Source organism: Citrobacter sp. HN-141 (genome assembly GCF_033341895.1).
GTDB lineage: Bacteria > Pseudomonadota > Gammaproteobacteria > Enterobacterales > Enterobacteriaceae > Citrobacter.
Genome location: NZ_JAWPBF010000006.1, coordinates 133,992 through 158,408, shown reverse-complemented (window position 1 = coordinate 158,408; position 24,417 = coordinate 133,992). Strand labels below are relative to the sequence as shown.

Here is a 24,417-nt window from a genome sequence, read left to right as displayed (position 1 = left end):
TCCCTCAAAGGTTGTGTATCAAAGGTAATCAGAATATCACTTCACAACAAATCGATCGATAAAAACGATCGATATATCAATTTTCGATCGATAAAAACTATCAAAATCTATTAATCGCCAGCAAATCAATAGGTAAAAACGATCAGACGTTGGTCAGTACTTCGAAAGCATCTGAAGTCCTTGGGCTTGACATTTAAACGCCCTCAGAAAGCCGCTAAGGCTGTTTGATTGCTTATGGATTGGGAGTGTTCCGGGGCTTCCTGTGCGTTTTGTCCGAAACACCATTATGAAGGGGAATTAATCGGATCGGGGTCGCTTCGCTCTGGTCAGTACTGACAGGGCTTTTCCAGTAACTGAAACAGCAGATGCCCCACCAAGTACACAAAGGAATTATTTGTAGAATAAGTAATCAAATAACAGTTAGTTATGTACTTACTGACAGAACAAAAACGCGATTGGGTTCGCTCTGCCAGTGACCGAAGGGAACGCAGCAGTAGAACCGATCCTGCGAACAGTACACGCAAAGCGGGTGCTGCTTAATTTTTTATATATAAACAATGGGATAGCCATCAAGTACTCACTGCGTGAGTACTCTCACTAACTACCCGAAACAGTTCGCTTGCTTCGCCGCTCCTGCTTTCAGGTAGTTAATTCGCTTTCGCTCGTTCATATGTCCGAAATTTATTACCTAAAATATTATAAGGTATTACTTTTCGGACATTTATCCGTTTTTATGATGGTGTTCTGGACTTCATTTTTTGCGTGTTTTTTGTACTTCATTTTCATATTTGTCCCACATCGCCTTTTTCTCTTCAGTACTGAGATCGGCGTTAGTAGCACTGGCAAGAAACGCCCTGAACGCTTCTAACTCAAGCCCCGGATTGCTGCCTTTCCAGCGGCGGAAACGCTTTGCTTTGGTATCAGCAAGAGTGAAACGCTTTTCTTTGTTCATTGAGCCTTGCGGCCTGCCTCTCTGCCCTTGTTCATCATCATCAATACCGAGATCTATGTACTCAATATTGTCCGTAAGATAGCTGGCCTGCCATTCATCAAAAACATAAACGGTCTGCGTTTCAGTACTGTCAAAATTCCTCGAAATCCCTCGTAGTACGAACTGGTGTAAACTTTCGTACTCCCTCGCGAGGTGAATCGCCTCACCGTCAATCCTGAAGAACAATTCACACTGTTTAGCCTCTGTTTCAGAGGGACGCATACAAGCCAACCAGACGCACGTCATCAGATGCTGGTACTTGTTGAACCCTCTGGCATCCGGGCTTATCTCTGTGCCATTCTTGAGGCTCTGAGAGTCACTTTTGTTCTTCGTCCAGTAGAAGTCTTGCCCGTTAAGTCTGGCATCGAGGAAGTCGTATATTTTTTGTACTTTATCAGGGTTGTTATTTTTCCATGTCCTTGATAGTTTGAATTTTTTAGAGAAGTAATAAACCTTTAATCTGTTTTTGAGAGCTGTTTTTCGTGTCAGTAATCCTTCAAGTTCAGTACTTTCAAAGAGTTCTTTATTGCCTTTATAGATCAATGAATTTTCGAAATTAGCTCCGAGAAAGGTGATTGATACGTCTTTGTACTTATTGAGATCTTTCCATGCGGTAATATTAAGTTGTTCCTTTTCCGTATCGGTAAAGTACTCATTATTCATTATAAAAAGATCATTATCATTCAATACTGACAGTTGATTTAAAATGTTCTTTACTACATCCCCCTGAACTTCTGGATTTCTTTCAGCCGCAATATACATATTTCGGTCATCTAATGACTGTACTTTATGGATTAAAACATTTCGGATAACATTTTTTATCTCAGAACTCCCTTCATTTACATTCTGGAAAGAGTGAAAATTAGTCACGTCGTCAATATAAACATTCCAGTTAGATAACAATTCACGAGGGATTTTGAAAAACGTTTTATCTGTTATGAGTAATGTTTTATTACTTCCAGATGAAAGAAAGTCAATAACTGAACTAATAACACTTTCATCTTTTGGTACTGTATCCGTAATAATATACTCGCAATTATTGATTTGCCTTGCTGTCTGTTTAATAAGTTCTTGAGTATTCTGTACTAAAATGTATTTTTCAGTACTTCCGCTTTCGTTAATTATTTTACATACTGCACGGGTCTTACCCGAACCACACTCAGCAGATACGTACTTAAACTTGTTATAAATAGGTGTAGGATTAATCATTTGCACACGCTCCATATTGATTAATTTAGAAAGGCCGATTCGTTCCAGTGAGTCGGCCTTTCGTCATTTTTGTTATTAGTATTTAGAGTATACATTATCAAGCTTAAATCCCAAACAATAATGAACATGCTCAGGTAGGGAATTAATTCCTAATTAGATGTTCAACTGTTTTTAAGTCATCATTCTGAACACCCATGTACAGTACCTCACCATTTTTGCTATTAATTACGATAGCTTGTTTTTCATTAATGGCAATATAATTAATAACCAAAAATATTGTATCGCTATATCTTTTTATAATTATACTTTTGATTACACGTTTAACCTTGATGTTAAAGTCGAGTCTTAAATCCACATTCAACGGATCACTCAATTCCTCTGAATATTTTTTCAACTCGTCGAATGTACTGACATTCACATTCAAACGTTTTAGATTCGATATTTCAGATTCAATTTCGCCAATTTTCTTCTGTATATTTTTCAATATCCTTCTGTCATTAGGATCGGGTATATCCTCTTTCTCGATATCTTGCAATATCTCATCTCTATATTTTATATGCGTTAACAATTCAATTGAGAGATGATTTACTCTAATCTGAACTTCAGACTCATTCGCATTCAATAACGAGAAATCAAAATTCCTGATATGTTGCAATAATGCATTTTCGAAAAGCTTGTATTTGAATCCACGTTCCTGACATCTATCAATCTTAACAAGACTGCCGCCACAACGAAAGTATGACTCACCACTAGGTTCAACACTGTTAACCTGCACATATCTACCACATTCCATGCATATACATAATCCAGCAAATAAGTTATTTGCCTTGCGATGTATTTTCCCAACAGGATTACGTTGTTTCCGTAGTTGGTCTACGATATGGAATAGTGATAAATCTACAACTACTGGATATATAACAAGACCACTCAGTTTTTTCCTACCAGTTGAATTAAATTTTCCAATCAATCGCTCATCTTTTATTATCTTGTTTAAGTGAGCAATAGTTGGTTCACTATCATTGATTAACATATTCCTTTCTTTTAATACATCGCGTATTGCGGCAGGACCGAAACCATCAGCATACATCTGGAATATAAGATTGTACTTTTCCTTCTCCCCTTCTTTGATTACATATCCATTGTCTTTTACTTCCAACCACGATGGGACTCGATTAGTCAGTACTGCTTTACCATCGATCGCGTTTTTAATTCGTTCATCCCAATTCTTGATACTCAATCGGGCTTTGCGTTTACTCTCATTATGTGCACGTTGTAACCCACCTGTAATGATACTGAGGTCACTACTGGAATGATGTATTGTTTCAGTTTCGACTTCATGGATATCACATCCGGCAGTAATCAAATTGAGGAATAGATTAGCGGCTTTAATTGGTTCTGCTCGACTAAATCGGTCAAGATTCTCGATAACTAAAACCGCATTGATAATCTTACGCTCCAATACATCATCAATGAATGATTTCAGCACTGAACCATCTTCTATGTTCTTACCGCTATACGCCGAGATACCTTCTGCGTACAACCAGTAAACCGATCCTAACTCGTATCCTCGATTATGTAGAGAATCATCGTATGCAGCAACGTAATCTCGCAGCATTGTTTGCTGTCTCGACATGCCATAACCATCTTTAGCCTGCCCTCGCGAACTGACACGAGCGTAGCAATACACCGTTTTTTTCATTCTATTTTACCAAAACCTATGACAGTAAAATTCAGTATATCATTGTGGTCATTGGCATCATTGCCATCCTCAGCGCTATCGGTATCCCGGCTTATCAAAACTATCTGCGCAAAGCCGCGCTGACAGACATGCTGCAAACCTTCGTCCCCTACCGTACTGCCGTCGAGCTTTGCGCGCTGGAGCACGGCGGAACAGAAACCTGTGATGCCGGAACAAATGGGATCCCCTCTGTGACCACCACCCGCTATGTCTCAGGTATGAGCGTTGAAAAAGGTATCGTCAGCCTCACTGGGCAGGAAAGTCTGAATGGGCTAAGCATCACCATGACGCCCGGTTGGGACAACGCCAACGGCATAACGGGCTGGAATCGCAACTGCGCTATCCAGAATGACAGCGCGCTGCAACAGGCCTGTGAAGACGTTTTTCGCTTTGATGCCAACTAAGGAAAAGAGATGAATACCACACAACTGACGGCACTTTGCCAACGTTATCAGGGAATATTGCTGGATGCAGACAATGACGTGGTGCATATCGCCGTTGTGGATGCCCCTTCCCACGAACTGCTGGATGCACTGCATTTTGCAACGACCAGGCGTATCGATATTGTGTGCTGGACGCGTCAGCAAATGGAGGGCCACACACACGCGCCGCGTAAAATGCTCCCGGCCATCATCACAGAAAGCAGCGCAACTGCCGCAGAGTTGCTGAACCATGCTTTTCAATCCGCATTGGCACAACGGGCTTCTGATATTCATATTGAACCTGCGGAGAATCACTACCGGATCAGGATACGTGTGGATGGCGTACTACACACATTACCGGAAGTCACCACAGAGATGGGCATTGCTCTCACTGCAAGATTAAAGGTGTTAGGCAGTCTGGATATTGCCGAGCACCGACTCCCGCAAGATGGGCAATTTACCGTGGAGATTTCAGGTGACCCCATTTCGTTTCGCATCGCCACACTGCCTTGCCGATGGGGTGAAAAAGTAGTGCTACGCCTGCTTCATCAGGTTAATCAAACGCTGGAGGTCAACGCACTGGGCATGCATGAGGCACAGCTGGCTGCGTTTTCACAAGCATTACAGCAACCGCAGGGATTGATTCTGGTCACCGGGCCGACCGGGAGCGGCAAAACGGTTACCCTGTACAGTGCGCTACAAACCCGAAACACCCCCGATGTGAATCTCTGTAGCGTAGAAGATCCGGTCGAGATCCCCATTGAAGGGCTCAATCAGACACAAATTCATCCTCGCGCCGGGCTTAATTTTCAGGGTGTATTACGTGCACTACTGCGCCAGGATCCCGACATCATTATGGTGGGCGAAATCCGCGACGGCGAAACAGCTGAGATTGCCCTCAAAGCCGCACAAACCGGTCATTTGGTTCTTTCGACACTGCATACCAATTCCACCAGTGAAACACTGATACGCCTGCAGCAAATGGGGGTGGCACGCTGGATGATTGCCTCCGCGCTGACGTTAATTGTTGCGCAGCGATTAGTCAGAAAATTATGCCCACATTGTCGGCGACGACTTGATACGCCCATAACACTCCCGGCAACACTTTGGCCAACGCCACTACCGCATTGGCAGGCACCCGGTTGCCAACACTGCTATCACGGGTTTTATGGTCGAACCGCTCTGTTTGAAGTATTGCCCATTACGCCAGCGTTGCGGCAACGTATTGCCGATGGCTCATCCGCAGACGTTGTGGAATCAGATGCTCAGCAAGCGGGCATGAGTACGCTTTTCGAAGATGGCTGTCAGGCTGTGGAACAAGGGTTAACGACATTTGAAGAACTGATCCGCGTACTGGGCACGCCCCATGCCAACTAAACACCTCTGGCGCTGGCAAGGAATAACCCACGAAGGTCAGCCTGTAGCAGGGATGCTATGGGCTGATACCCGACCATCGCTCCTGTTTGTGCTCGAACAGCAGCAGATTACACCGATTCGCATTAATCGGATTCGCGTTAAAACCTCACACTGGAGCAGAGCAAACAGTGCCGAAGCCATACGCCAGTTGGCAACATTGCTTAAAGCGGGATTGACGCTTTCCGCTGGGTTAACTCTGCTCGCTGAACAGCATCCCAGCAACCAGTGGCAGGCATTACTGCGCACGCTGGCTTACGATATGGAACAAGGCATTGCGCTGTCAGCCTCGCTTTCGCGGTGGCAACACGTATTTCCCCCGCTGTACCAGGCAATGATCCGCACCGGAGAGCTAACGGGCAAACTGGACGACTGCTGCTTTGAACTTGCTCGTCAGCAAAAAAACCAACAGCAACTGGCGGATAAAGTTAAAAAAGCCCTACGCTATCCCATTATCATTCTTGCCATGGCGATAATGGTTGTGCTGGCGATGCTGCATTTTGTGTTACCTGAATTTGCCGCCATCTATCGCACGTTCAACACCCCGCTACCGGCGCTCACTCAGTGGATTATGGCCGCGGCACACTACAGCAGTCGATGGGGATGGCTGGCAGGGTTGCTCTGCCTGGGGCTGGGAACAACATACGGGTTGGTAAAGCAGAAACCCTACTGGATTATTCTGCGCCAGAAAATACTGCTGCACTTCCCCATCATCGGGCCGATGGTCAGAGGGCAAAAACTTACACAGATCTTCACCGTACTGGCATTAACACAAAACGCGGGCATTCCCTTTCTGCAAGGTCTGGAAAGTGTCACTGAAACCCTTAACTGCCCTTATTGGTCCCAACGTTTGGCACAGGTGCATCACGATATCAGCGCCGGGAAGCCGGTATGGCTGGCACTTAAGAATAGCGGTGAATTTAGTCCACTGTGCTTGCAACTGGTGAGAACCGGTGAAGCTTCCGGCTCTCTGGATGCGATGCTGCAAAATCTCGCCCGACATCACAGCGAATACACGCTGTCTCAGGCCGAAAATTTAGCGGCATTACTTGAGCCAGCCTTGCTTGTCATTACGGGGTTGATTATCGGTACGCTGGTTGTGGCAATGTATTTACCGATATTTCATCTGGGAGATGCAATGAGTGGTGTGGGATAAGTTCAAATGTCGGATGGCTGCATACACGCCTGATCAGGCCTACACCGAGCATGAGCGTAGGCCTGATAAGCTGCGCGCCATCAGGCGTTTAACAGTACAACCTGTTCTTACAGGCTATTGAAAACGCGGTTTTCTTGTTCCTGTACGCGAATAAAGGTTGTCCGTTTGGTCAGCTCTTTCAGGCGGGATGCACCGACATAAGTACAGGCTGAACGCAGGCCGCCAAGGATATCACGAGCGGTATTATCAACCGGGCCACGCAGCGGCAGCTTAACGGTTTTACCTTCAGCGGCACGATACTGAGCAACACCACCAACATGGCGCGTCATAGCAGACTCAGAGCTCATACCGTAGAACAGCATGAATTTCTCACCGTTCTCTTCAACGATTTTACCGCCGCTTTCTTCATGACCAGCCAGCATGCCGCCGAGCATCACGAAGTCCGCACCACCTCCAAACGCTTTTGCCACATCACCCGGCATTGTGCAGCCACCGTCGCTGACAATCATGCCGCCCAGGCCGTGCGCTGCATCAGCACATTCAATGACGGCAGAAAGCTGCGGATAGCCAACGCCGGTTTTTACGCGGGTGGTACATACAGAACCTGGGCCAATGCCCACTTTGACGATATCAGCACCGGAAAGCACCAGCTCTTCACACATCTCGCCGGTGACTACGTTGCCAGCACAGATCGTTTTTGTCGGCCAGGCCGCGCGTGCTTTCGACACAAACTGAACAAAGTGCTCTGAATAGCCATTTGCCACATCAATGCAGATGAAGTTCAGCGCTGGATTCAGTGCCAGAATCTGTTTGGTTTTTTCGAAATCAGTGTCCGACGTCCCGGTTGAAACCATCACGTGTTTCAGTACATCGGCAGAGGAATCCGCAATGAAAGCAGCCCAGTCTTCAACAGAATAGTGTTTATGCACAGCGGTCAGGATGTCGAAGGAGGCAAGCGCCGTTGCCATGGCAAACGTCCCAACGGTGTCCATGTTCGCGGCGATAATCGGCACGCCGGACCAGGTCTGACCTGAATGTTTAAAGGTGAATTGACGTTCCAGTTCAACATCGGAACGACTTTTGAGAGTAGAACGCTTAGGGCGGATAAGAACGTCTTTGAAACCTAACTTCAGATCTTCTTCGATACGCATGTGCGGATTCCTGGGGTTAATGGCGAAAAATCGAAACTCACAACTCCAGTGACGCTATCATACGCACTAATCAATGCCGCGCAAGACTGCGAAATTCTCTTTTTTTACGCTACAATCCCATAAATTTACCTGGCGATTAGTAGGTTAATCCTGCATCAGCTTCGCCTTCGCATGCTTAATTTTTAACTGTTTGATAATCAAACCAAAACTCCAGGATCTGGATCTATGAGGTATACGGTAGCCTTAACCGGCGGCATTGGCAGTGGTAAAAGTACCGTTGCAAATGCATTCGCTGACCTCGGAATAAACGTGATTGATGCGGATATCATTGCACGCCAGGTGGTCGAACGCGGTATGCCTGCTCTACAGGCAATTGCAGAACATTTTGGTTCCGACGTTATTGCTGCGGATGGCTCGTTACAGCGGCGAATTTTACGCGAACGCATTTTTTCCGATCCTGATGAGAAAAAATGGCTAAATTCCTTGCTCCACCCACTTATTCAGCAGGAAACACAGCGTCAGTTTCAGCAAGCGACCTCCCCTTATCTGTTATGGGTCGTTCCCTTGTTGGTAGAAAACGCGCTGTATAAAAAAGCCGATCGCGTACTCGTCGTGGATGTCACCCCTGAGACTCAACTCAGGCGAACCATGCAGCGTGATGATGTTACGCGCGAACACGTTGAACAAATTTTGGCTGCCCAGGCAACACGTGAAGCGCGCCTTGCCGTGGCAGATGATGTTATTGATAATAATGGCGCACCGGATGCTATCGTCTCGGATGTCGCCCGCCTGCACGCGCTCTATTTGCAACTCGCGTCGCAGTTTGTCTCACAGGAAAAACCGTAATGCACACCCAGGTCCTTTTTGAACACCCTCTCAATGAGAAGATGCGTACATGGCTGCGCATTGAGTTTCTGATCCAGCAACTCTCCGTTAATTTGCCCATTGTGGATCACGCAGGTGCACTGCATTTTTTCCGCAATGTGGGGGATTTACTGGATGTATTTGAACGTGGCGAAGTCCGTACTGAACTCCTCAAAGAGCTGGAAAGACAGCAGCGAAAACTTCAGGCCTGGGTTGAAGTTCCCGGCGTCGATCAAAGCAGAATCGACTCTTTACGTCAGCAGTTAAAAAATGCGGGCAGCATTCTGATTTCAGCCCCGCGCATCGGACAAACCCTGCGTGAAGACCGTCTGATTGGCCTTGTTCGTCAGCGTTTAAGTATTCCCGGCGGATGCTGCAGTTTTGATTTGCCGACTTTACATATCTGGCTGCATCTGCCACAGACTCAGCGTGACACGCAGGTTGAGACCTGGCTTGCCAGCCTGAATCCTCTCAACCAGGCATTGTCTCTGGTGTTGGATTTAATCCGCAACTCTGCGCCGTTTCGTAAGCAAACCAGCCTGAATGGTTTTTACCAGGACAACGGCGATGATGCAGACCTGCTGCGTTTACAGTTGCCGCTCGCTTCGCAGCTTTATCCGCAAATATCGGGCCATAAGAGCCGCTTTGCCATTCGCTTTATGCCGCTGGATAGCGAGAACGGTCAGGTGCCTGAGCGCCTCGATTTCGATCTGGCGTGCTGTTAAGGAGTTAAGATGTCTGAACAAACTATCGTAAACTGCCCAACCTGCGGTAAAGCTGTCGTGTGGGCAGAAGTCAGTCCGTTTCGTCCATTCTGCAGCAAACGTTGTCAGTTAATCGACCTGGGTGAATGGGCCGCGGAAGAGAAGCGAATCCCAAGCTCCGGCGATCTGTCAGAAAGCGATGACTGGAGCGAAGAGCAGAAGTAATTCTGCTTATCCGGCCTGCTACACCATTAGCCAGCAATCAACCTTTCAATGACCGGCGCATTCGCGGGCGGGAAATCGTCCGTATTTAGCGCATCTTGCGCAATCCACTGGGCGGGTTGCCCCTCTTTCCCCCACGGTTCACCTTCCCAGCTTTCAACCAGCCAGAACCATAAAGTGATATGTCTGTCGGGGAACTGGTACTCCAGTTTTTCGAACAGTGAGCAATTAACGGGTGTAATCCCCACCTCCTCCTGTAACTCACGACTTAACGCCTGCTCTGGTGTTTCACCCGGTTCAATTTTACCGCCGGGAAATTCCAGTTTGTTTGCCATGTGAGCATCGGCGGCACGCTGAGTGATAAAAATCTCGTTATGCTTATTACGAATAATTCCAACCGCGATTTGCAGTACTTTCATATTTATCGTCCATAAAAAAGGCGCAGAATTCTGCGCCTTTTCAGTGAGGTATTTTCTTAGCTCAGACGGCCATGGCACTGTTTGTATTTTTTACCGGAACCGCAAGGGCATGGATCGTTACGTCCCACTTTACGATCGCCGGTCTGTGCAGCCAACTCTTCTGCAACAGCAGACTCATCATCTTTGTGGCTCAGTTGCTGCATCTGCGCTAAACGCTCCGCATCTTCGCGACGCTGCTGCTCCATTGCTTCGACTTCTTCAGGCATACGCACCTGAACTTTGCTCAGGGTGCTGATCACTTCATATTTCAGTGACTCCAGCATAGAGGCAAACATGGAGAAGGATTCGCGTTTATATTCCTGCTTCGGATCTTTCTGCGCATAACCACGCAGGTGGATCCCCTGGCGCAGATAGTCCATCGCCGCAAGGTGCTCTTTCCACAGGGAATCGAGAGTTTGCAGCATCACGCCTTTTTCGAAGTGACGCATCATCTCCGCGCCCACAACTTCTTCTTTACGCTGATAAACTTCGATGGCGTTTGCCAGGATACGTTCACGCAGCGTTTCTTCGTGCAGCTCAGGCTCTTTATCCAGCCACTCTGAAATCGGCATCTCGAGGTCGAAATCGTTTTTCAAACGTTCCTGCAGACCCGGGATATCCCACATTTCTTCCAGCGACTGAGGCGGAATGTACGCATCAATGGTGGCTTTGAAGACATCTTCGCGAATGCTGTTGATGGTTTCGCTAACGTCGGACACATCCAGCAGTTCGTTACGCTGGCTGTAGATGGCACGACGCTGATCGTTGGCAACATCATCGTATTCCAGCAGCTGTTTACGAATATCGAAGTTGCGGCTTTCTACTTTACGCTGCGCGTTAGCAATCGCTTTCGTTACCCACGGGTGTTCAATCGCCTCGCCCGGCTTCATGCCCAGTTTACGCATCATGCCAGACACGCGGTCGGAGGCAAAAATACGCATCAGCGCATCTTCCATCGACAGGTAGAAACGAGAAGAACCCGCATCCCCCTGACGACCGGAACGGCCGCGTAGCTGGTTATCGATACGGCGAGATTCATGACGTTCGGTACCAATGATGTGCAAACCACCGGAGGCCAACACCGCGTCGTGACGCACCTGCCAGTCAGCTTTAATCTGGGCGATTTGTTCTTCTGTCGGATTTTCCAGCTCGGCGACTTCTGCCTGCCAGCTACCGCCCAGCACGATATCCGTACCACGACCCGCCATGTTAGTGGCAATGGTCACGGCTGACGGATAGCCCGCCTGTGCGACGATTGCCGCTTCGTTAGCGTGGAACTTGGCGTTCAGCACGTTATGCTTGATACCGGCTTTGGTCAGTTCGTTAGAGACCACTTCCGATTTCTCAATGGAGATAGTCCCCACCAGCACCGGCTGACCATTCGCGGTACGCTCTTTAATATCTTCGATAATGGCCTGAATTTTTTCCGCTTCGGTCATGTACACCAGATCCGGCAAATCCTTACGGATCATCGGACGGTTGGTCGGCACCACTACGGTATCCAGTTTGTAGATAGAGCTGAATTCGAACGCTTCGGTATCTGCTGTACCGGTCATACCGGCCAGTTTTTCGTACAAGCGGAAGTAGTTCTGGAAGGTGATAGAAGCCAGCGTCTGGTTTTCGTTCTGGATTTCTACGCCTTCTTTGGCTTCAACAGCCTGGTGCAGACCGTCGGACCAGCGACGCCCCTGCATGGTACGTCCGGTGTGTTCGTCGACGATGATAACTTCGCCATCTTTCACAATGTAGTCGACATCGCGGGTGAACAGCACATGTGCGCGCAGTGCAGCAGTCACGTGATGCATCAGCATGATGTTGCCCGGAGAGTACAACGACTCGCCTTCATCCATAATGCCTTCTTTCACCAGCAGTTCTTCAATCAGAACCAGACCACGTTCAGTAAGGTTAACCTGGCGCGATTTCTCATCGACAGAGAAGTGGCCTTCGCCCTGGAACGTGTCAGAATCTTCCTTCTCCTGACGGATCAGGTTTGGAATGATTTTGTTCACTTTCTTGTACATTTCCGAGCTATCTTCAGCCGGGCCGGAAATGATCAGCGGAGTACGTGCTTCATCGATCAGGATGGAGTCGACCTCATCCACCAACGCATAGTGCAGTTTACGCTGAACGCGCTCTTCCGGGCTAAACGCCATGTTGTCGCGGAGGTAGTCAAAGCCGTATTCGTTGTTGGTACCGTAAGTGATGTCAGCATTGTAAGCTTCACGCTTGGCCGGTGCCGGCAGACCTGACATGTTGATACCTACGGTCATACCGAGGAACTCAAACAGTGGGCGGTTATTTTCGGCGTCACGCTGAGCCAGATAGTCGTTCACGGTAACCACGTGTACACCTTTCCCGCTTAATGCGTTCAGGTAGGCCGGCAACGTTGCGGTCAGTGTTTTACCTTCACCGGTACGCATTTCTGCGATACAGCGATCGTTGAGGACCATACCGCCCAGCAACTGCACGTCAAAGTGACGCATACCGAACACACGCTTACTGGCTTCACGGACAACCGCGAATGCTTCCGGGATCAGGCTTTCAACGCTGGCGCCTTTTTCCAGACGCGCGCGGAACTCCGCAGTCTTCGCTTTCAGCTCGTCATCGGAGAGTTTTTCCATCTCCGGTTCCATCGCGTTAATGACGTTGACCACTTTGCGCATACGACGCAGCGTACGCTCGTTACGGCTACCGAATACTTTCGTTAATAATTTGATTAGCATAATAAAATCTCAAACGCCCCGCGGTGCGGAGTCAAAAATTATAAGTTGGAAGGTTCTTTTTTAGCTGAGGCGTTGAGGGCCAGCGCGGATCCCCTGCTGCTGGCTGATCCAGACAGGAACACTAAACGCGGCCTGAGAAGTGAAATGGGCATATGTCACGCGACTTACTGTCGCCGGCGGTCTGCCTTCCTGCGTCAGCATCGCGCTGAGCGTATTCAGTAAAGCAAGATGATGCGCCTGGATCGGCAACGGCTCTTCGGCAACGGGCAGTGCCTGAGGAGCCATTGCAAAGGAAAGATGGCGTATAACCGTACGAATGGCATGTTGATGCCAATAATCAACGGTAAAATTCGGGCGACGGTTAGTGGCTTCCAGCAAAGCAAGCTGGTTAAAGTTAACTTTAGCGGCTTGATCGTGATTGCTGGTGGTCGCCTTCGCGGGGGTATTCGGTTCAGCAGCATTACCGATCGCGGGCAGGCCAAAGCTTGCCGCGACCATCCCTAATAAGAGATGCGGCCAGAAGTACCGTCTGCCTAACTGTCGCCAGCGCGTCAGTATTCCACTCACGTTAGTGCCACCTGATCTACCCTGCATTTGGGGTTTTAAATTCAAAACGATTTTTGCGCACAAATCTTATCATTAAAGCGAGCACTCCACAGCAGTAATGACAGCAAGTCGCGGTTAAATATGCTTAAGAAAGCAGCGATCGCGCTGTATTTTAATCTGACAGCGGGGAAAAAGTCGCATCGGAAAAGACGGTGAGCTATCGGAGGATAAAAAAAACGACTGGCTCACCTGGCCGGAGAGAGTGCCAGATTTACCAGTCGAATTTATACGACAGTTTGTGTCGTTATGCCAGTACAGTCGAAGGCGCTTTGAACGCCAGCGGCAGTTCTGCATCGTCCTGGAAGGTCACATATTCCCAGGCTTCCTGTTTTGCCAGGACCGCCTGCAACAGTTTGTTATTCAATGCATGACCGGATTTATACGCGGTAAATGCACCAATAATGTTGTGACCACACATGAACAAGTCACCGATCGCGTCGAGCATTTTGTGACGAACGAATTCATCTTCAAAACGCAGGCCGTCTTCGTTCAGTACGCGATAATCGTCAACAACGATGGCACAATCGAAGCTGCCGCCCAGGCACAGGCCGCGGGACTGCAGATATTCGATATCACGCATGAAGCCGAAAGTACGCGCACGGCTGATCTGGCGCATGAACGCATCAGCAGAGAAGTTCATTGCATAGCGCTGGGTGCTGGAGTCGATCGCCGGATGGTTAAAGTCGATGGTGAAATCCAACGTAAAACCATTATACGGCTTAAACTCAGCCCACTTGTCGCCATCTTCGACACGAACGGTCTCTTTGATGCGGACAAATTTCTTCGCACTGTTCAGTTCTTCAATACCTGCGTCAAGCAGCAGGTAGACGAACGGAGCAGCACTACCATCCATGATCGGGATTTCCGGGGCATTAACCTCAATAACGATGTTATCGATACCTAAGCCCGCCAGAGCAGCATTAAGGTGCTCAACGGTTGAAATCCGCACATCATGCTCGTTGACCAGACACGTACAGAGCATGGTATCACGCACAGATTTGGCATCGGCCGGGAAATCTACCGGAGGATTCAAGTCGGTGCGACGATAGATGACCCCGGTGTTGGCCGGCGCAGGGCGTAATGTCAGGGTGACTTTTTTGCCGGTATGCAAACCGACGCCAGTCGCCTGAACGATACGTTTAAGAGTCCTTTGTTTGATCATCGTATAATCTCGCCAAATTACCTATCCAACCGAAGTGTACTATACATTCGGTGGGCCAGTTTAGCACAAAGAGCCACAATTCCCAAATTCCAGCTAATTCTTAATCAGCTTGCTTACGCAGGAATGCAGGGATATCCAGATAATCCGGTTCTTTAGTGGTTTGCGGCGTATTGTCGTTAACCACCTTCGCTACCGGCTTCTGCTCTTGCGTCAACGGCGCCATACCGTGCTGCTGGTAACGATCCATTACCGGCTGCTGGACCTGCTTGTTGGTCACCAGAGTGATTTCAGGACGCTTGTCCATACCAATTCCAGTGGCAACAACGGTAACGCGCAGCTCGTCGTTCATATCCGGGTCCAGAGAAGTACCGATAACCACAGTCGCGTTATCCGATGCAAATGCACGGATCGTGTTACCTACGGTTTCGAACTCATCCAGACGCAGGTCGAAGCCCGCGGTAATGTTAACCAGCACGCCACGCGCACCAGACAGATCGATATCTTCCAGCAGAGGAGAAGAGATAGCCATTTCAGCAGCTTCTTCCGCACGGTCTTCACCACTTGCCACGCCAGAACCCATCATCGCATAGCCCATTTCGGACATTACGGTGCGCACGTCGGCAAAGTCGACGTTCATCAGGCCCGGACGGGTGATCAGTTCAGCGATACCCTGGACTGCACCTTTCAGTACGTCGTTCGCAGCGCCAAATGCATCCAGCAGAGAGATACCACGACCCAGCACTTTCAGCAGTTTGTCGTTCGGAATAGTGATCAGAGAGTCCACATGTTTGGACAACTCGGTGATACCCTGCTCCGCAAATGCCATACGCTTTTTGCCTTCAAAATTGAAAGGCTTAGTCACGACAGCAACGGTCAGAATACCTAAATCTTTTGCCACTTCAGCAACCACTGGCGCTGCACCGGTCCCGGTACCGCCGCCCATGCCTGCTGCGATAAACACCATGTCTGCGCCGTCAAGCGCTGCACGCAGAGCTTCACGGTCTTCGTCTGCCGCATTGCGACCGACTTCCGGGTTTGCACCCGCGCCCAGACCCTTGGTGATGCCGCTACCAATCTGAATGGTCTGTCCAACCGCCGTTTTACGCAACGCCTGAGCGTCGGTATTCACCGCGAAGAATTCAACACCTTCGATGCGCTCACGCACCATGTGTTCAACGGCATTACCGCCGCCGCCGCCGACGCCGATGACTTTAATCACCGCGTCATTGGTCAGTTCCATAGGTTCAAACATAGTTTCTCTCTCCGTTTTACACTTTATCCTTCAAGCCGCCTCTTTGTTGGCTGCCTTCACTCACTCCCATCACATAGTAAACTATGCTCCAGGAGATTCGCTCAGTTGCCGTCGCGATGCAACTTGAATGACGTTGTGTATGTGCCTGTCGCCTGAGGCCGTAATTATTGCCGGCCTCATAAAAATTAAAACTCTTTTCGCAGCCAACTATTGAGTCGTTTAATCCACGAGCCAACGGATGCCGTTACACGTTTTTCAACTTCAGCTTCACCACTTAAATGGGATTCTTTCCCGTAATGAAGCAACCCCACTGCCGTTGAATAATACGGCTCCTGGGCATAATCTGTCAGACCGGTAATATTGAGCGGCGCACCAATACGCACCTGCGTATGGAACACGCGCTGAGCGCAGGCCGCAAGACCTTCAATTTGCGCAGCACCACCGGTTAACACAATCCCCGCCGCCAGATGATGTTTCACACCCTGCTGGCGAAGTTGTTCCTGTAATTGCAAAATTTCTTCGTTGACCAGGTTAAGCAGCTCGGTATAACGCGGCTCAATGACCTCAGCCAGAGTCTGACGTTGCAGACTGCGTGGCGGACGACCACCGACGCTTGGCACTTCAACGCTCTCATCTTTACCAACAATAGAACCCAGCGCACAACCATGACGAACTTTAATGGCTTCCGCATCGCTCGGCGGCGTACCAAAGGCATACGCGATGTCGCTGGTGACCACATTCCCTGCATAAGGGATTACTTTGGTGTGGCGCAACGCCCCGCCAGTATAAACGGCGATGTCCATTGTACCACCACCAATATCGACCACGCAGACACCCAGCTCACGTTCGTCTTCCGTTAGCACGGAATAACTGGCTGCCAACCCGGCAAATATCAGTTGGTCAACTTTCAGGCCACAGCGTTCAACGGCTTTGACGATATTCTTCGCCATGTCGTTGTGGCAGGTAATCAGATGTACTTTTGCCTGCATACGCACGCCGGAAAGACCGACCGGATTTTTAATGCCTTCCTGGTAGTCAATGGCGTATTCCTGTGGAATAACGTGCAGTACACGATGCTCATCGCGCACACGTACGGATTTTGCCGTATGCACAACATTTTCCACATCTTCCTGGGTCACTTCCTCTTCGGAAATGGGCACCATACCAATTTCATTCTGACAGCTAATATGTTTACCTGAAAGCGCCAGATACACTGAGGAAATCTGGCAATCTGCCATCAGTTCAGCCTGGTCAATGGCGCGCTGTACGCATTTCACCACTGACTCAAGGTCATTCACCCCGCCTTTATCCATACCTCGCGATGGGCAACTGCCCACGCCAATGATATTGACCATACCGTCGGGCAGAACTTCCCCTACTAAAGCGGCTACCTTCGCGGTGCCAATCTCCAGTCCAACTACCAGTTTTCTGTCCGTCGCCTTGATCATTGTTGTTCTGCCTGTGCCTGATTCTGTTGCTGATTAGATTCCTCAGGAGGCAAGGGAACCCAGCCTACTGCTGCTCCTGAGTCATAACGCAAATCAACGTAGCTAATCCGTTTGCCATCGGTTTGCGCCTGCTGCTGTAAAACCGGGTAGAGTTCCACAAAGCGAGCCAAACGTTTTATCGTATCGCCCCTGCCCAGATTGAGCTTAATATCGTTATTAAGCGTTAACTGCCAGGAACGACGAGCGGTCATCGCCGCTTCCTTCAGGGTGAATCTATCCTTAGCCAGCACCTGCCCCATATCGCGGAACCCTTGCAACACTTCACTCGCGCTGCCTTCCGGGCCATACAACATAGGTAATACCTGCTTGTTAGCCCGACCGGTTGGTATGCTGAAGGTAGTTCCATCGGCATCCACCATATGTTGGTCATTCCAACGCGCTATCGGCACATATTCAACCAGATGAATCTTCAATTCATCAGGCCACTGCTTTCTGACGCTCGCCTGCTTAATCCAGGGGAGGCGTTCAATCTGACTTTGGATGATGTTTACATCCTGGGTCATAAAGGTTCCCGGTGCGCCAAGCGCCAGAATGGACTGACGAATATCGTCATTGCGCGTGTAGTGTCGCTCACCGGTCAATACCAGCTTCGACAATGGCAAACGCTGCGCATCTTCCATCCATCCCAACACGACCCAGCCGCTCACAAACACGGTGCACAGCACTGTCAGCAGAAACAAAATTCCTGCAAGACGCGTTCCATTATTGCGGCGTGAGGAGGCTACCTCTTCTTCATCACCGTTTCGCGTGTTCAGCGCAGCCTGCGACATATCAGTCCGCCAACGCCAGAATTCGAACCACCAACTGCGAGAAGCTCAGGCCCGCCTGACGCGCCGCCATCGGCACCAGGCTGTGGCTGGTCATACCCGGAGAGGTATTCGCTTCCAGCAGATAAAACTGGCCATCGCTGTCCAGCATGACGTCAATACGCCCCCAACCTTTACAGCCCAATGCGTTCCACGCATTCAGGACTAACGCCTGTAATTCGGCCTCCTGGTCAACTTCCAGACCTGCAGGACAGAAATATTGTGTCTCATCAGACAGATACTTCGCCTCATAATCATAGAAGGTTCCCGCGGGTTGGATACGTATTGACGGTAAAATTTCTTCGCCGAGTATCGCAACTGTGAATTCTGGCCCACTGAGCCATTTTTCAATCAGTACTTCTTCATCATGCTGAAAAGCCAATGCTAATGCAGTTTGCAAAGCATTTTCTTCTTCAACTTTTGACATCCCTACGCTGGAGCCTTCACGGCTTGGCTTCACAATCAACGGCAAGCCTAACGCAGAAATTTTCGTAACCACTTCATTGCTAAGTCCTTTTTCAAACTCAGCACGGGTCAATGCCACCCATGGCGCAACGGGCAATCCTGCCCCCTGCCACAGCAGCTTGCTGCGCAGCTTGTCCATTGAGATAGCCGATGCCATAACACCGCTGCCGGTGTACGGCAGGCCGATCTGCTCCAGCATGCCCTGCAGCGTACCATCTTCACCGCCGCGACCGTGCAGAGCAATAAACACCTTCTGAAAACCCATTGATTTCAGAAGCGTAACGTCGACCTCTTTCGGGTCAACCGGATGGGCATCCACGCCGCCCTCACGCAGCCCGGCGAGCACAGCCGCGCCAGAATTCAGCGACACTTCTCGTTCTGCGGAGGTGCCCCCTAACAGGACCGCGATTTTATCAGCCATGTTGTTCTTCCTCCGGGTTTTGCGGCTTCAGTTTGATTTCAGCTAAGGAACGCGCGATTTTGCCGATATTTCCAGCGCCTTGCACCAAAATCAGATCGTTGCCGGTTAATACCGGTGCCAGCATTTCCGCTACCTGGGCCGGATCGGACACCAGAATAGGATCGATCTTACCGCGACCACGAATCGTACGGCACAGCGAACGGCTATCGGCCCCCGGGATCGCAGCTTCACCTGCGGCATACACGTCCAACATCAGCAGCGTATCAACCTGTGTCAGCACGTTGGCAAAGTCGTCGTACAAATCGCGTGTACGCGTGAAGCGGTGCGGCTGGAACAGCATCACCAAATTTTTGTCCGGCCAACCTGCGCGTGCGGCTTTGATCGTGGCATCGACTTCCGTTGGGTGATGGCCATAGTCATCAACCAGCATCGCCGTTCCGGCTTTACCGTTGACTGGCTCAAGCGGGAATTCACCGAGGAAGTCAAAGCGGCGTCCGGTACCCTGGAAACTTTCCAGCGCGCGCAGAATTGCATCGTCTTCAATACCCTCTTCCGTTGCCACTGCCACGGCAGCCGCCGCGTTCAAGGCATTGTGACGGCCAGGCGCGTTCAACGTCACACGCAAATCGGCCATCCCCTGACGCAGCAGCGTGAAGTGACCCTGTGGGCCAATCTGTTGATAATCTTCTACGCGAACGTCAGCATCATCGCTGAAACCATAGGTGGTGGTCTGACGCCCGACGCGCGGTAACAGCTCGCGGATCACCGGATCGTCAACGCACATCACCGCACGACCATAAAACGGCAAGTTATGCAGAAAATTAATAAACGTCTGCTTTAAATTTTCGAAGTCGCCATGGTAGGTATCCATATGGTCAGCTTCGATATTGGTGACAATCGCCACCATCGGCTGCAAATGCAGGAACGACGCATCGCTCTCATCAGCTTCCGCAATCAAATAACGGCTGTGACCCAGACGTGCATGCACGCCCGCCGCCTTCACCAGACCGCCGTTCACAAAAGTCGGATCGAGGCCCGCTTCTGCATAAATACTGGAGACCATCGCCGTGGTCGTGGTTTTACCGTGGGTCCCGGCAATGGCGATACCGTGACGAAAACGCATCAACTCTGCCAGCATCTCCGCACGGCGGATCACCGGGATACGCGCTTCGTGGGCCGCTACAATTTCTGGGTTATCCGCGGAAATAGCGCTGGACACCACCACCACGCTCGCATCACGTACGTTTTCCGGGCGATGGTTGAAAAAAATCGTGGCACCCAGATTCGTCAGTTGCTGCGTAACCGGATTCGGCGCTAAGTCAGAACCGCTGATCTGATAACCTTCATTGGCCAAAACTTCGGCAATACCGCCCATACCGGCACCACCGATGCCGACAAAGTGGATGTGCCGAACGCGACGCATTTCGGGCACGATGGAACGCAGTTTTGCCAGTTGTTGTGTATTCATTCTTTAGCCATTAACTTCTCAGTTCATGCGATGCAAAAGGCATCACCACAATTACACCCGGGCAGCCCGGCTCACTTCAGTTGCAACCCGCTCGGTGGCATCCGGTATGGATGCGGCGCGAGCACGCTCTGCCATGGTTAATAAAGTTTCTCGTGACCACCCGGACAGGGTGCTAACGACGGCATCCACAGTAAACTGCGGCTGCTCAAGAATTTTCGCTGCGCCCGCTTTCTCCAGCGGCAACGCATTCCAGTACTGTTGTCTGTCTTTATGTTGAAACGGCACGAACAGCGCGGGTAAACCTGCGGCAGCAATCTCGCTCACCGTCAGTGCGCCTGAACGACAGACCACAACATCCGCCCACGCGTAAGCTGCTGCCATATCATCAATAAATTCAGTGACCTTATGCTGTAGTTGCCCCGCATCTGCATAAGCCTGTTCCACGGTTTGCTGCGCGCCTTTACCGCTCTGATGCCAGATAGTCACTGCGTCGCCAAGTTTTGCAGCGACCTGCGGCAACGTCTGGTTCAGCACGCGCGCGCCCTGCGAACCACCAACAACCAGCACGCGCACCGGACCTTCGCGCCCAGCCAGACGTTCTTCAGGTAACGGCAGTGCAAGGACATCAGTACGCACTGGATTCCCCACCACTTCCGCATTCGGGAAAGCGCCAGGGAAGGCCTGCATCACCGTCGTCGCGATCTTCGCCAGCCATTTGTTCGTTAACCCGGCGATACCGTTCTGCTCATGCAGCACGACCGGAATACCTAACGACCAGGCCGCCAGGCCGCCAGGGCCAGACACATAGCCGCCCATGCCCAGCACCACATCGGGCTTAAACTGCTTCATGATGGCGCGGGCCTGACGCCAGGCATTAAAAATACGGACAGGTGCCGCCAGCAACGCGTTGAGGCCCTTTCCGCGCAAACCGGAGATGCGAATAAAATCAATATCAATGCCATGCTTCGGCACTAAGTCCGCTTCCATACGATCGGCGGTGCCCAGCCAACGAACCTGCCAGCCCTGGGCCATTAAATGGTGAGCAACCGCCAGTCCCGGGAAAACATGTCCACCGGTACCGCCTGCCATCACCATTAACCGCTTCGGTTGACCACTCATCGTGCACCTCGTGTAAACGCCTGGGCTTTTTCCAGACGCGTTTCATAATCAATACGTAACAAAAACATGATGGCTGTCGACATGATCAACAAACTGGAACCACCATAGCTGATCAGCGGTAACGTCAGACCTTTGGTTGGCAGCATGCCCGCCGCCGCGCCGACGTTTACCAGCGCCTGGAAGCTAAACCAAATCCCGATGGAGCAGGCTAAGAAACCTGAAAAACGGTGGTCAATTTCCAGCGCCTTACGACCGATCGACATCGCGCGAAAAGCGACGAAGAATACCATTAAAAGAGCGAGTACCACACCGATATAACCCAGCTCCTCCCCAATAATGGCGAAGATAAAGTCGGTGTGCGCTTCCGGTAAATACTCCAGTTTTTGCACTGAATTACCTAAGCCTTGCCCCCAAACCTCACCGCGACCAAAAGCCATCAGCGACTGTGTCAGCTGATAGCCGCTGCCAAACGGATCTTCCCAGGGGTTCCAGAACGAGGTTACACGGCGAATACGATACGGTTCGGCGAGGATCAGCAGCACGACTGCGGAAATCCCCATCCCGATGATGGCGATGAACTGCCACAGTTTCGCACCAGCGAGAAACAGCATCGCCAGCGTCGTGACAAACAGTACCACAACCGTACCGAGGTCAGGCTGCGCCAGCAGTAAGACCGCCAGCACCAGGATCACGCCCATCGGTTTTAAGAAGCCGCGCAGGTTATTACGCACTTCATCGACCTTACGCACCAGGTAGTTGGCGAGATAACAGAACAGCGACAGCTTGGTGAATTCCGCAGGCTGAATACGCAGTGGACCCAGCGCGATCCAGCGCGATGCCCCGTTAACGGAGCTCCCCACCACCAGAACGATCAGCAGCATGATGATAGAAGCGATCAGCATCGTGGTGCTGTACTTTTGCCAAAACTCCATCGGCAGACGCAGCGTGACCATCGCCAGACAGAACGCCAGGAAGATATACAGCGCATCGCGTTTGGCGAACAGGAACGGATCGCCCGCCAGACGTTGCCCAACGGGCATTGACGCCGATGTCACCATCACAAAACCGATCGCTGCCAGACCAAAAGTCAGCCACAGCAGCATGCGGTCATACATGATCAGGCTGTCCGCGTCTTTATCACGCGAAGCCATCACCCAGCCTTTAAGTGCCGCAAAGATCCACGCCAGGATTCCGAGTCCCGGTACGCGCGGCAGTTTCAGACGAGGGAGAGATAATCGCATCAACCCAACTCCTTCGCCAGATGGGTAAAGACATCGCCACGTTGCTCAAAGTTTTTAAACTGGTCGAGGCTGGCGCAAGCCGGCGACAGCAGCACCATATCACCCGACTTCACACGCGGCGCGAGCAGGCGCATCGCCTGCTCCATGGTTTCCGTTTGTTCCGCCACTTCCGGTCGCAACGCGGCAAGCTGCGCGCCATCACGACCAAAGCAGTACAGTCGGATGCGATCGCCGTTCAGATAACGACTTAGCGGGGAAAAATCAGCTGATTTCCCATCGCCACCCAACAGCAGGTGCAGAGTGCCATCAACGTGCAGGCCATTCAGCGCCGCTTCGGTGCTACCGACGTTGGTGGCTTTTGAATCGTTGATCCAACGCACGCCGTTATGATTCAGTACCAACTGGAAACGATGCGCCAGACCGGTAAAGGTAGTCAGCGCTTTCAGGCTCGATGCCCGCGGCAGACCCGCAGCATCCGCCAGCGCCAGCGCTGCCAGAGCGTTGGTATAGTTATGCTGGCCGGTAAGCGTCATCTCTTTCACATTCAGAACTTTTTCACCCTTCACCCGCAGCCAGGTTTCGCCCTGCTGACGATTAAGGTGATAGTCCCCCATGTTGACACCAAAGCTCACGCAACGCTCATCGGCACCACGAACCGGCATGGTCAGCGCATCATCCGCATTGACTACGCACACTTTCGCATTCTCGTAAACGCGCAGTTTGGCTGCACGGTACTGCTGCAGTCCAAACGGATAACGGTCCATATGATCTTCAGTGACGTTCAAAATGGTTGCCGCAACAGCCCGTAAGCTGGAGGTTGTCTCCAGTTGGAAGCTGGACAGCTCCAGAACATACAATTCGCGCTCAGCGTCCAGCAGCATCAGAGCAGGCAGACCGATATTACCGCCAACACCGACGTTTACTCCGGCCGCTTTCGCCATTTCACCAACCAGCGTCGTGACGGTGCTTTTACCGTTTGAACCGGTGATCGCGACGATGGGCGCCTGTGCTTCGCGGCAGAACAGTTCGATATCGCCGACAATCTCAATTCCCGCATTTGCGGCAGCGCTCAGCGAAGGGTGCGCCAGGGCAATACCGGGGCTGGCGACGATGAGATCGGCGGCCAACAGCCAGTCATCATTCAGACTGCCAACATGATGCTCAACCGCTTCCGGTAATTTATCCAGGCCCGGCGGCATCGCGCGAGTATCCATGACGCGCGGCGTGACGCCGCGTGCCAGGAAGAAATCCACGCAGGACAACCCGGTCAAACCCAGACCGATAATGACGACTTTTTTACCCTGGTAATCAGCCATGA

The 24,417-nt window shown here is 50.6% G+C and carries 21 protein-coding genes; 6 read left to right on the top strand and 15 right to left on the bottom strand.

Annotated features, from left to right (window positions below):
- Positions 1-751: 751 nt before the first annotated feature.
- A complete protein-coding gene (locus tag RYZ59_RS09605; protein WP_105551888.1) occupies positions 752-2,200 on the bottom strand; it encodes a type III restriction endonuclease subunit R in 1,449 nt (482 codons plus the stop codon).
- Positions 2,201-2,342: 142 nt separating this feature from the next.
- Positions 2,343-3,899 (bottom strand): recombinase family protein, encoded by a 1,557-nt coding sequence (locus RYZ59_RS09600; RefSeq protein WP_318047493.1) that lies wholly within the window; start codon positions 3,897-3,899, stop codon positions 2,343-2,345.
- Between the two features lie 29 nt (positions 3,900-3,928).
- Between RYZ59_RS09600 and ppdD the strand changes: the two genes are divergently transcribed.
- The 3 genes from ppdD to hofC are packed head-to-tail and all read left to right on the top strand — an operon-like array spanning position 3,929 to position 6,929.
- Entirely contained in the window at positions 3,929-4,342 is a 414-nt protein-coding gene (ppdD, locus tag RYZ59_RS09595; protein ID WP_318047667.1) for a prepilin peptidase-dependent pilin, read from the top strand.
- 9 nt (positions 4,343-4,351) lie between these two features.
- Positions 4,352-5,737: a type II secretion system protein GspE gene (gspE, locus tag RYZ59_RS09590; protein WP_318047495.1), complete on the top strand. Its 1,386-nt coding sequence runs from the start codon at positions 4,352-4,354 to the stop codon at positions 5,735-5,737.
- The gene (gene hofC / locus RYZ59_RS09585; RefSeq protein ID WP_318047497.1) at positions 5,727-6,929 is read left to right on the top strand and encodes a protein transport protein HofC; all 1,203 of its coding nucleotides are present in this window, start codon (positions 5,727-5,729) and stop codon (positions 6,927-6,929) included. Before gspE ends, hofC begins: the two co-directional genes overlap by 11 nt.
- 107 nt (positions 6,930-7,036) lie before the next feature.
- Here the strand turns inward: hofC and RYZ59_RS09580 are convergent, their stop codons facing one another.
- The gene (locus tag RYZ59_RS09580) at positions 7,037-8,080 is read right to left on the bottom strand and encodes a GMP reductase (RefSeq protein WP_040229985.1); all 1,044 of its coding nucleotides are present in this window, start codon (positions 8,078-8,080) and stop codon (positions 7,037-7,039) included.
- A 225-nt stretch (positions 8,081-8,305) separates the two neighbouring features.
- Here RYZ59_RS09580 and coaE point away from each other — a divergent pair, with 225 nt between their 5' ends.
- Genes coaE through yacG form a run of 3 tightly spaced genes read left to right on the top strand, consistent with a single transcriptional unit; the run spans position 8,306 to position 9,873 of the window.
- Positions 8,306-8,926, top strand: a complete 621-nt coding sequence (gene coaE / locus RYZ59_RS09575) for a dephospho-CoA kinase (protein ID WP_202039492.1) — start codon at positions 8,306-8,308, stop codon at positions 8,924-8,926.
- Positions 8,926-9,669: a cell division protein ZapD gene (gene zapD / locus RYZ59_RS09570; protein ID WP_318047500.1), complete on the top strand. Its 744-nt coding sequence runs from the start codon at positions 8,926-8,928 to the stop codon at positions 9,667-9,669. Before coaE ends, zapD begins: the two co-directional genes overlap by 1 nt.
- A 9-nt stretch (positions 9,670-9,678) precedes the next feature.
- Positions 9,679-9,873, top strand: coding sequence for a DNA gyrase inhibitor YacG (gene yacG / locus RYZ59_RS09565; RefSeq protein ID WP_005124648.1), 195 nt, complete (start codon positions 9,679-9,681; stop codon positions 9,871-9,873).
- A gap of 26 nt (positions 9,874-9,899) precedes the next feature.
- Here the strand turns inward: yacG and mutT are convergent, their stop codons facing one another.
- From mutT to murD, 12 genes are all read right to left on the bottom strand, one after another.
- A complete protein-coding gene (gene mutT, locus RYZ59_RS09560; protein ID WP_318047503.1) occupies positions 9,900-10,289 on the bottom strand; it encodes an 8-oxo-dGTP diphosphatase MutT in 390 nt (129 codons plus the stop codon).
- Between the two features lie 56 nt (positions 10,290-10,345).
- Complete coding sequence (gene secA, locus RYZ59_RS09555) at positions 10,346-13,051, bottom strand: preprotein translocase subunit SecA (protein ID WP_137383717.1); 2,706 nt, start codon at positions 13,049-13,051, stop codon at positions 10,346-10,348.
- A 60-nt stretch (positions 13,052-13,111) separates the two neighbouring features.
- Complete coding sequence (secM, locus tag RYZ59_RS09550) at positions 13,112-13,618, bottom strand: secA translation cis-regulator SecM (protein WP_318047506.1); 507 nt, start codon at positions 13,616-13,618, stop codon at positions 13,112-13,114.
- 283 nt (positions 13,619-13,901) lie between these two features.
- A complete protein-coding gene (lpxC, locus tag RYZ59_RS09545; protein ID WP_048212691.1) occupies positions 13,902-14,819 on the bottom strand; it encodes a UDP-3-O-acyl-N-acetylglucosamine deacetylase in 918 nt (305 codons plus the stop codon).
- A gap of 100 nt (positions 14,820-14,919) precedes the next feature.
- Positions 14,920-16,071: a cell division protein FtsZ gene (gene ftsZ / locus RYZ59_RS09540; protein ID WP_003018753.1), complete on the bottom strand. Its 1,152-nt coding sequence runs from the start codon at positions 16,069-16,071 to the stop codon at positions 14,920-14,922.
- A gap of 185 nt (positions 16,072-16,256) precedes the next feature.
- On the bottom strand, positions 16,257-17,519 hold the full coding sequence (gene ftsA, locus RYZ59_RS09535) for a cell division protein FtsA (protein ID WP_003018755.1): 1,263 nt from the start codon (positions 17,517-17,519) through the stop codon (positions 16,257-16,259).
- Positions 17,516-18,349 carry a cell division protein FtsQ gene (gene ftsQ / locus RYZ59_RS09530; RefSeq protein ID WP_318047508.1) on the bottom strand — a complete coding sequence of 278 codons (834 nt, stop codon included), beginning with the start codon at positions 18,347-18,349 and terminating at the stop codon, positions 17,516-17,518. The genes ftsA and ftsQ overlap by 4 nt, the downstream gene beginning before the upstream one ends.
- Position 18,350: 1 nt before the next feature.
- Positions 18,351-19,271, bottom strand: a complete 921-nt coding sequence (locus tag RYZ59_RS09525; RefSeq protein WP_137383719.1) for a D-alanine--D-alanine ligase — start codon at positions 19,269-19,271, stop codon at positions 18,351-18,353.
- Positions 19,264-20,739 carry a UDP-N-acetylmuramate--L-alanine ligase gene (gene murC / locus RYZ59_RS09520; protein ID WP_202039499.1) on the bottom strand — a complete coding sequence of 492 codons (1,476 nt, stop codon included), beginning with the start codon at positions 20,737-20,739 and terminating at the stop codon, positions 19,264-19,266. The genes RYZ59_RS09525 and murC overlap by 8 nt, the downstream gene beginning before the upstream one ends.
- 51 nt (positions 20,740-20,790) lie before the next feature.
- Positions 20,791-21,858: an undecaprenyldiphospho-muramoylpentapeptide beta-N-acetylglucosaminyltransferase gene (gene murG, locus RYZ59_RS09515; RefSeq protein ID WP_318047512.1), complete on the bottom strand. Its 1,068-nt coding sequence runs from the start codon at positions 21,856-21,858 to the stop codon at positions 20,791-20,793.
- Positions 21,855-23,099, bottom strand: coding sequence for a cell division protein FtsW (gene ftsW, locus RYZ59_RS09510; RefSeq protein WP_137383722.1), 1,245 nt, complete (start codon positions 23,097-23,099; stop codon positions 21,855-21,857). The genes murG and ftsW overlap by 4 nt, the downstream gene beginning before the upstream one ends.
- The gene (murD, locus tag RYZ59_RS09505) at positions 23,099-24,415 is read right to left on the bottom strand and encodes a UDP-N-acetylmuramoyl-L-alanine--D-glutamate ligase (protein WP_318047514.1); all 1,317 of its coding nucleotides are present in this window, start codon (positions 24,413-24,415) and stop codon (positions 23,099-23,101) included. The genes ftsW and murD overlap by 1 nt, the downstream gene beginning before the upstream one ends.
- Between the last annotated feature and the right edge of the window lie 2 nt (positions 24,416-24,417).